Here is an 8,906-nt window from a genome sequence, read left to right on the forward strand (position 1 = left end):
GTCAGGCCACGCTGCGGACGGCCCGGGTCAGGTGATCGGCGTGCAGCTGTTCCATGCGGATGACCGGAGCACCCAACTGACGGGCCAGTTGTCCGGCCAGACCCAACCGCACATACGACGTCTCGCAGTCGACGACGACGGCGGCAACACCCTCGGCTACCAGCCTCTCGGCGGCAATCCTGCTGCGACCCAACGGGTCCGGGCCGGCGGTGGCGCGGCCGTCGGTCAGCACCACCACCAGCGGACGGCGCGCCCGGTCGCGCACTTTCTCCCGGATCACCAGAGCGCGCGCGGCCAGCAGGCCCTCGGCGAGCGGGGTTCTGCCGCCGGTGTCGAACCGGGCCAGTCGCCGGCCGGCGATGTGCGCCGACGACGTCGGCGGCAGCAGGATCCTGGCCTCGTGCTGGCGGAAGGTGATGACGGCTACCTTGTCGCGCCGCTGGTAGGCGTCGCGCAGTAGCGACATGGCGGCGCCGCTGACAGCGGCCATGCGGTCGCGGGCGGCCATCGAACCGGAGGCGTCGACCACGAAGATCACCAGGTTGCCTTCGCGTCCCTCACGGACGGCCCGGCGCAGGTGGCTGGTTTGTAACTGCAGCGGCCCGGCCCGCTCGGCATCTTCGGCGGCCGTCAGCAGGGTGGCGAACAGATGCAGGCCGTGCGCATCCGGGTCGGCGGGGTCGGCGGCGGCCACCACGCTGCCGGAGGCGTTGCGGGCGCGGGATCGTCGTCCGGGCGCGCCTTCACCGACCCCGGGCACTGTCAAAGCCCGGGTGCGAAACACCTTGGACGGCGGCGCGCTGGGCCTGGGCGGCGCGCCAGGCCTGGGCGGTGCGCCGGTATCGCCCGAATTCTGTTCGGGGACAGACTCTTCCGCGGACTGACCACCGCCGGGCGGATCGGGGTCGGGGTCCGGCTGGCCCTGGGACTCCGCATCCGCCCGCGCCAGCGCGTCGTCCAGCTGGTCGCGGTCGATGCCGTGATCGTCGAAGGGATCGCGGCGGCGGCGGTGCGGCAATGCCAGTTCCGCGGCCACCCGGATGTCCTGCTCCTCGACCGTGAGCGCACCGCGCCACGCGGCGTGGGCGGCGGCGGTGCGCGCCACCACGAGATCGGCGCGCATGCCGTCGACGTCGAAAGCCGCACACAGCGCCGCGATGCGCCGTAACTCGTTGTCGGGCAACACCACATCGTCGACTATGGCGCGTGCCGCAGCGATCCGGCCGGCCAGCTCGGCGTCGGCGTCGGCGTACTGGCGGGCGAACGCGTCAGGATCGGCTTCGTAGGCCATTCGCTGGCGGATCACCTCCACCCGCACATCGACGTCGCGCGAGGCCTGGACGTCGACCGTCAGACCGAACCGGTCCAACAGCTGCGGACGCAGCTCACCCTCTTCGGGGTTCATGGTCCCGATCAGGACGAACCGGGCCTCGTGCGTGTGGGAGATACCGTCTCGTTCGATGTGCACCCGGCCCATGGCGGCGGCGTCGAGCAGGATGTCGACCAGATGGTCGTGCAGCAGGTTCACCTCGTCGACGTAGAGGACGCCGCCGTGCGCACGGGCCAGCAGGCCCGGGGAGAAGGCGTGCTCGCCGTCACGCAGCACCCGCTGCAGATCCAGCGAGCCGACGACCCGGTCTTCGGTGGCCCCCAACGGCATCTCCACCAGACCCGCCGACAGCAACGCCGCCAGCCCGCGCACGGCGGTGGACTTGGCGGTGCCCTTCTCGCCCCGGATGAGGGCGCCGCCGATCTCGGGGCGCACGGCGCACAGCAGCAGCGCCAGCCGCAGCTGGTCGTGCCCGACGATCGCGCTGAACGGATAGGGCTTCACCGCGCGCCTGCCGCGGCAGAGCCCGGCCCCGAACCAGGCCTGAGCATCGGCACGTGCGGAATCCCGTCGTCGAGGAAATCGTCACCGTCGCGCACGAAGCCGTGCCGGGCGTACATCTCGGTCAGGTATTTCTGCGCGTCGATGCGGCAGGGATAGTCGCCCACCTCGGCCAGCGCGGCGCGCAGCAGCCGGGTGGCATGGCCCTGCCCGCGCGCACTGCGCTTGGTGCAAACCCGGCCGATCCGGAACGCCTTCTCACCACCGGCGTGCTCCTCCATCAACCGCAACGTGCAGACCACCTCTCCATCGGACGATTCCAGCCAGAAGTGCCGGGTCTCGGCGAGCAGGTCGCGACCGTCCAGCTCCGGGTAGGGGCAGGCCTGTTCGACCACGAACACCTCGACGCGCAGCTTCAGGAGTTCGTAAAGAGTCCGCGCGTCAAGGTCTTTGAACCAGGAGCGGCGCAAGGCTTCAGACATTCACGCCGCCTTCAAGTGCAGCGTCTTGTCGGTCCACGACCTCAACTCGTCGTACAGCGCGGGTTCACCCGACAAGTCAGCTCCCAGTGACGGCACGATCTCTTTGAGGGTAGGTAACCACGACTGGTACCGGTTGGCGAAACAGCGTTGCAGCACCTCCAGCATCGCCGGGACGGCGGTCGAGGCACCCGGCGAGCCGCCCAGCAGGCCGGCGATGCTGCCGTCGGCGGCACCCACGATGGTGGTGCCGAACTCCAGCGCCCCGCCCTTGCCCCTGGTCCGCCGGATCACCTGGACCCGCTGTCCGGCGACCGTCAGCTCCCAGTCCGAATCCACTGCGCTGGGGGCGAATTCACGCAACGCCGCCATCCGGTCCGGATCGGTCAGCCGCAGTTGAGCGATCAGGTACCGCAGCAGTGTCAACTCCCGCACGCCGACGCCCAGCACGGACGGCAGGTTGTCCGGCCGGATCGAGCGGGGCAGGTCGCTGACGTGCCCGTGCTTCAGGAACTTCGGCGACCAGCCGGCGTAAGGCCCGAACACCAGCCACGGCCGGCCGTGGACGAACCGCAGGTCAAGGTGCAGCGCGCCCAGCGGCGGGGCCCCCGGCGACGGCGCGCCGTACACCTTGGCCCGGTGCGCGGCGGTGAGCCCGGGGTTGGCGGTGCGCACGAAACGGCCGCCGATCGGGAAACCGGCGAAGCCGCGGATCTCCTCGATACCGGCCTTCTGCAGCAACGGCAACGCGTCACCGCCGGCGCCGACGAAGACGAACCGGGCATCCAGTTTGCGCTTCTCACCGGTGCGCCGGTTGCCGACGGTCAGCGTCCAGCCACCATCGCGACGGGACAGGCCGCGCACCTCGTGGCCGAACAACACGGTGGCACCGGCTTTTACGCAATAGCCGATGAGCTGTCGGGACAGGGCGCCGAAGTCGACGTCCGTCCCGTCGGCGGCCCAGTTCAGGGCCACCGGTTCGGTGAAGTCGCGGTTGGCGGCCATGAACGGCAGCCGGCGCGCGAACTCGCCGGGGTCCACGATCAGCTCGGTGCCGGCGAACAACGGGTTGCGCGCCAGCGCGTCACGGCGTCGCCGCAGATAGTCGACCCCGGCCACCCCGCGCACGAAACTGACGTGCGGAACCGGGTTGAGGAAGCCCGGTACATCGGTGAGGATGCCGTTTTCGGCCGCGTAGGCCCAGAACTGCCGGGTGACCTGGAACTGCTCGTTGACCAGCACTGCCTTGGTGATGTCGATCGAGCCGTCGGAGCGCTGCGGGGTGTAGTTCATTTCGCACAGCCCGGCATGGCCGGTGCCGGCGTTGTTCCACGGACTGCTGCTCTCGGCGCCCACGCCGTCCAGGCGCTCGATCACGGTGATCGACCAGCCGGGCTCCAGCCGCCGCAGCAACGCGCCCAGGGTGGCGCTCATGATTCCGGCACCCACCAGCACGACGTCGGTTCTGGCTTGCTGTGCCACGCCGATCGCTGTCCTTTCCTGGGAGACTGCCGGTTCCCAAGGCTATCGCCGAAGGAGTTGGGCACCCAATCCACCGCATCGGGCAAGGCGGCAACCTTTAAGCTGGCCTCGTGACTGGCTGGGAGCCCGACGTCCTGCCGGGCTACTGGCAGTGCACCATCCCGCTCGGGCCCGACCCGGATGGTGAGGGCGAGATCGTCGCGACGCTCGTTCGCCGCGGCCCGCAAACGGCGGCCGGCCACGCGGTGCTGGCGGTGCACGGCTACACCGACTATTTCTTCCACACCGCGCTGGCCGACCACTTCGCCGACCGCGGCTTCACCTTCTACGCGCTGGACCTGCGTAAGTGCGGCCGTTCACATCGGGCGGACCAGACCCCGCACTTCACCACCAACCTGGCCCACTACGACGACGAGCTCAACCGGGCGCTGGCCCTGATCCGCGAACAGTCCGATGCCAGGGTGCTGATGTACGGACATTCCGCGGGTGGGCTGATTTTGTCGCTGTGGCTGGACCGGCTGCGCCGCCAGGGTTCGACCACGCAGGCCGGTGTCAGCGGCCTGGTGCTCAACAGCCCGTTCCTCGACCTGCACGGCCCGGCGATCCTGCGCCTCGGAGTCACCTCGGCCACCATCGCGGCGCTCTCGCGCATGCGCAGCAAGGGCGTCGCGCGGGCCAGCGGGAGCGGCGGGTACGGGTCGAGCCTGCACCGCGACTACCACGGCGAGTTCGAGTACAACCTGCAGTGGAAACCGTTGGGCGGCTTCCCGGTAACGTTCGGCTGGCTGCACGCGGTGCGTCGCGGCCAGGCCCGGCTGCACCGGGGGCTCGACGTCGGGGTGCCCAACCTGATCCTGCGTTCGGACCACACCGTGCCCGAGAGCGCCGAACCGGCTGCCCTGCAGCGCGGCGACGCGGTTCTCGACGTCAGCCAGATCGCGCGGTGGGCCGGCTGTATCGGCAACCGCACCAGCATCATTCCGGTGCCGGATGCCAAACACGATGTGTTCCTGTCGCTTTCCCAACCGCGTCAGCTAGCCTATCGCCATCTGGACCGCTGGCTCGACGAACACCTCAGCAGGCTCAACGACACCGACGCCTCGGTCCCGCCCGAGAACCGGTCGGGGAAAGGGTGACGCACCGTATGGAGACCTACGACCTCGCGATCATCGGAACCGGTTCGGGCAACAGCATTCTCAACGAGCAGTATGCGTCCAAGCGGGTGGCGATCTGCGAGCAGGGCGTCTTCGGCGGCACCTGTCTGAACGTCGGGTGCATCCCGACGAAGATGTTCGTCTACGCCGCCGAGGTGGCCAAGACGATCCAGGGCGCGGCCCGGTACGGCGTCGACGCCCACATCGACCGGGTGCGCTGGAGCGACATCGTGTCGCGGGTCTTCGGGCGCATCGATCCGATCGGGCCCAGCGGTGAGGACTACCGCCGTTCGGCGTCCAACATCGACGTCTACGGCAGCCACACGCGTTTCGGGCCGGTCGCCGCAGACGGGCGTTATCTGCTGCGCACCGAAGACGGTGAGGAGTTCAGCGCCGACCAGGTGGTGATCGCCGCGGGGTCGCGGCCGACGGTTCCGCCGGCCATCACCGCCTCGGGTGTCAGATACCACACCAGCGACACCATCATGCGGATTCCTGATCTGCCCGAACACCTCGTCATCGTCGGAAGTGGCTTCGTGGCAGCAGAATTCGCCCACGTCTTCTCCGCCCTGGGTTCGCGGGTGACCCTCGTCGTGCGCGGCAGCTGCCTACTGCGTCACTGTGACGACACCATCTGCGAACGGTTCACCCGCATCGTGTCGGGCAAGTGGGAACTGCGGACCCACCGCAACGTCGTCGGCGGGCAGAACCGCGGTTCCGGTGTGTCACTGCAACTCGACGACGGAAGCACCCTGGACGCGGACGCGCTGCTGGTCGCCACCGGGCGGTTGTCCAACGCCGACCTGCTCGACGCGGAGCAGGCCGGAATCGCCGTCGAAGACGGCCGCGTCGTCGTGGACGAGTACCAACGAACCTCCGCGCGTGGGGTTTTCGCACTCGGCGACGTTTCTTCGCCTTACCAGCTCAAGCACGTCGCCAACCACGAGGCACGCGTCGTGCAGCGAAATCTGCTCTGCGACTGGGATGACACCGGGTCGATGGCCGTCACCGATCACCGGTTCGTGCCGTCGGCGGTGTTCACCGATCCTCAGTTGGCCAGCGTCGGATTGACCGAAAATCAGGCGGTGGCAAAGGGTTTCGACGTATCGGTCAAGATCCAGGACTACGGTGACGTCGCGTACGGGTGGGCCATGGAGGACACCACCGGCATCGTCAAGTTGATCGCCGAACGCGGCACCGGACGGCTGTTGGGCGCGCACCTGATGGGCTATCAGGCGTCGTCGCTGATTCAGCCGCTGATCCAGGCGATGAGCTTCGGACTCACCGCCCACGAGATGGCCCGCGGCCAGTACTGGATCCATCCCGCCCTGGCCGAAGTGGTGGAGAACGCACTGCTGGGCCTGAGCTGACTCAGCCGCGGCGGCCCTTGGGCCGCGGATCGGTGGAGTCGCTCTCCCCCTCGAGATAGTCCTGCACGCTTTCCTGGCAGGCCGGGCACAGGCCGTGCAGCGTCAGCCCGGCCCGCTCGGACAGCGCGAACGAACTACCCGCCATCGCATGTTCGAGCGCCGAACTGAGCTTGCGGGCGGGCACCTCGATGATCGCCCCGCACTGGGTGCACACGGCGTGGTGGTGCGGCGCGGTGGCCATGCCGTAGGTCGTGACGCCGCCGTCGAGGGTCAATGCGTGCAGCACGCCCTGATCGACCAGGGTGGTGACGGTGCGGTAAATGGTCGCGAGGTCGGGGGGCTGGTCTCCCGGCGCCAGGCACGCCGGCAACCGGTGCTGGATCTCGGCCACCGACAGGTGCCCGTTGACGGGTTCCAGGATCGCCAAAACCTGGATCCGCGAGGCCATCCGCCGCAGTCCGCGCGAGCGCAGCAGTTCCCCGATCCGCTCGGCGGCCGCCGGGTCCAGGCCCACCGGTTCTGTCGTCACCAGTTCAGTGTTGCGCCGCCGGCGCGGGATTGCCAGTGGGGCTCCGCCGGCGCGTCCCGCTCCTGCGAGTCAGTTGCAACCAAATCTTGGGCGAACCTACAGTTGAGCGCGTCTCTGTCGGTGGGAGGATTCGGATGGCCAGCGACCGGCTCGACCGGCAGTCACCCTGGTCGCGGCTGCGGGCGGCGTTGTCGCCCGCAGAGTGGGGGCGGCTGGCAGTCATGCTGGCGGTGATCGCGGCGCTGCACCTGGTGGGATGGCTGACCCTGACCCTGGTGGTGGAGCCGGCGCATCTGAGTCTGGGCCACAAGGCTTTCGGCGTGGGCATCGGACTCACCGCCTACACCCTGGGGCTGCGGCACGCGTTCGACGCCGACCACATCGCCGCCATCGACAACACCACCCGCAAGCTGATGAGCGAGGGCCAGCGTCCCCTGGCCGTCGGGTTCTTCTTCTCCCTCGGCCACTCTTCGGTGGTGTTCACCCTCGCGCTGCTGCTGGCAGCCGGGTTGCGCGCCGTCGTCGGCCCCGTCGAGGACGACTCGTCGCGGCTGCACTTCTATACCGGGCTGATCGGAACCAGCGTCTCGGGCGGGTTCCTGTACTTGATCGCCCTGATGAACATCGTCGTGCTGATCGGCATCGTGCGGGTGTTCCGGGGGCTGCGCCACGGCGAGTTCAATGAGGCGGAGCTCGAACAGCAACTGGACAATCGCGGCCTGCTCAACCGATTCCTGGGACGCCTCACCAAGTCGATCACCAAGTCCTGGCACATGTACCCGCTCGGGCTGCTGTTCGGCCTGGGCTTCGACACCGCCACCGAGATCGCGCTGTTGGTGCTGGCGGGCACCAGCGCGGCATCCGGGCTGCCCTGGTACGCCATCCTGTGCCTACCGGTGCTGTTCACCGCCGGCATGTGTCTGCTGGACACGATCGACGGCTCGTTCATGAACTTCGCCTACGGCTGGGCGTTCTCCAACCCGGTACGCAAGATCTACTACAACCTCACCGTCACCGGTTTTTCGGTGGCGGTGGCGCTGCTGATCGGCACCGTGGAGTTGCTGGGGCTGTTCGCCGGTCGTCTCGGCTGGCGCGGTGGCCTGTGGGACTGGATCGCCGGCCTGGACCTGAACACGGTGGGCTTCGTCGTCGTCGGGATGTTCGTCCTGACCTGGGCCGTCGCGCTGCTGGTGTGGCGTTACGGACGGATCGAAGAGAAGTGGGCCCCGGCGACGGAGCGAGTGGGTTAACTGGACCCGGCGCCGCCGCTGCCTGAGGTTCCACCCGTTCCGCCGGTACCGCCGGTCGAGCCGGACGGACCGGTTCCCACGTTGCCGACGCCGCCTCCGCCGCCCGCGTTACCGGACTTACCGCTGGATCCGACGCCACCGGTGCCGCCCGCACCGCCGCTACCACCCGTGCCGCCGGTGCCGCCAGCCTGTCCGCCGGTGCCGTCACCGGCGTCGCCGCCGATGCCACCCTTGCCGCCGTGACCACCGGTGCCCCCGATGCCCGTGCTGTTGGAGCCGCCGGTACCGCCGACGCCGCCGGCACCGCCGAGTCCACCGTTGTAGCCGGTACCGCCACCGACCGCGCCGTCCGCGCCCTGACCGCCGGCGCCACCCTGGCCGCCCACGCCACCCGTACCGGCGCTGTTGCCGGCGTAGATGGTGCGACCGCCGGTTCCGCCCTGGCCGCCCTGACCACCGGTTCCCGCCGCGCCGGCGCTAGCCGCCGCACCCGTGCCGCTGCCGGCCGCGCCACCAGTGCCGCCGACGCCGCCGGTGCCACCGGCCCCGCCATTTCCGGCGGTGTTCTGTCGGTCGTCGGCGAAGCCGGCGCCGCCCTGACCGCCCTGACCACCGGTACCCCCGGCGCCGCCGGCTCCGTTGGCGCCGGGGGTACCGGTGGCACTGCCGCCCTGGCCACCGGTACCCCCGGCTCCGCCGGTGCCACCGGTCTCACCCGGACGGAACTGCGCATTTCCGGTGCCGCCCTTGCCGCCCGCACCTGCGCCGCTGCCCACGTTTTCCCCGCCCTGGCCACCGGTACCGCCCTTGC

The 8,906-nt window shown here is 69.6% G+C and carries 7 protein-coding genes and 1 pseudogene; 3 read left to right on the forward strand and 5 right to left on the reverse strand.

The window, feature by feature from the left end:
- Position 1: 1 nt before the first annotated feature.
- Genes AO501_RS29560 through mqo form a run of 3 tightly spaced genes read right to left on the reverse strand, consistent with a single transcriptional unit; the run spans position 2 to position 3,792 of the window.
- Positions 2-1,834: a magnesium chelatase subunit D family protein gene (locus AO501_RS29560; RefSeq protein ID WP_055581134.1), complete on the reverse strand. Its 1,833-nt coding sequence runs from the start codon at positions 1,832-1,834 to the stop codon at positions 2-4.
- The gene (locus tag AO501_RS29565; RefSeq protein ID WP_055581135.1) at positions 1,831-2,313 is read right to left on the reverse strand and encodes a GNAT family N-acetyltransferase; all 483 of its coding nucleotides are present in this window, start codon (positions 2,311-2,313) and stop codon (positions 1,831-1,833) included. The genes AO501_RS29560 and AO501_RS29565 overlap by 4 nt, the downstream gene beginning before the upstream one ends.
- Positions 2,314-3,792, reverse strand: a complete 1,479-nt coding sequence (gene mqo, locus AO501_RS29570) for a malate dehydrogenase (quinone) (protein WP_055581136.1) — start codon at positions 3,790-3,792, stop codon at positions 2,314-2,316. It lies immediately after the preceding gene.
- A gap of 110 nt (positions 3,793-3,902) precedes the next feature.
- On the opposite strand from mqo, the gene AO501_RS29575 reads away from it, so the two are divergent.
- Positions 3,903-4,928: an alpha/beta hydrolase gene (locus tag AO501_RS29575; RefSeq protein WP_055581137.1), complete on the forward strand. Its 1,026-nt coding sequence runs from the start codon at positions 3,903-3,905 to the stop codon at positions 4,926-4,928.
- 8 nt (positions 4,929-4,936) lie between these two features.
- Positions 4,937-6,316, forward strand: a complete 1,380-nt coding sequence (gene mtr / locus AO501_RS29580; protein ID WP_055581138.1) for a mycothione reductase — start codon at positions 4,937-4,939, stop codon at positions 6,314-6,316.
- Between the two features lies 1 nt (position 6,317).
- Here mtr and AO501_RS29585 read toward each other — a convergent pair whose 3' ends face one another.
- Positions 6,318-6,845 (reverse strand): Fur family transcriptional regulator, encoded by a 528-nt coding sequence (locus tag AO501_RS29585; protein ID WP_055581139.1) that lies wholly within the window; start codon positions 6,843-6,845, stop codon positions 6,318-6,320.
- A gap of 134 nt (positions 6,846-6,979) precedes the next feature.
- Between AO501_RS29585 and AO501_RS29590 the strand changes: the two genes are divergently transcribed.
- Positions 6,980-8,095 carry a HoxN/HupN/NixA family nickel/cobalt transporter gene (locus tag AO501_RS29590; RefSeq protein WP_055581140.1) on the forward strand — a complete coding sequence of 372 codons (1,116 nt, stop codon included), beginning with the start codon at positions 6,980-6,982 and terminating at the stop codon, positions 8,093-8,095.
- On the opposite strand, the pseudogene AO501_RS38500 reads toward AO501_RS29590, so the two are convergent.
- A pseudogene (locus AO501_RS38500) lies at positions 8,092-8,906 on the reverse strand (PE family protein); the annotation flags it as partial. The gene AO501_RS29590 and the pseudogene AO501_RS38500 overlap by 4 nt on opposite strands.

The organism is Mycobacterium gordonae (assembly GCF_001417955.2).
Taxonomy (GTDB): Bacteria; Actinomycetota; Actinomycetes; order Mycobacteriales; family Mycobacteriaceae; genus Mycobacterium; species Mycobacterium gordonae_B.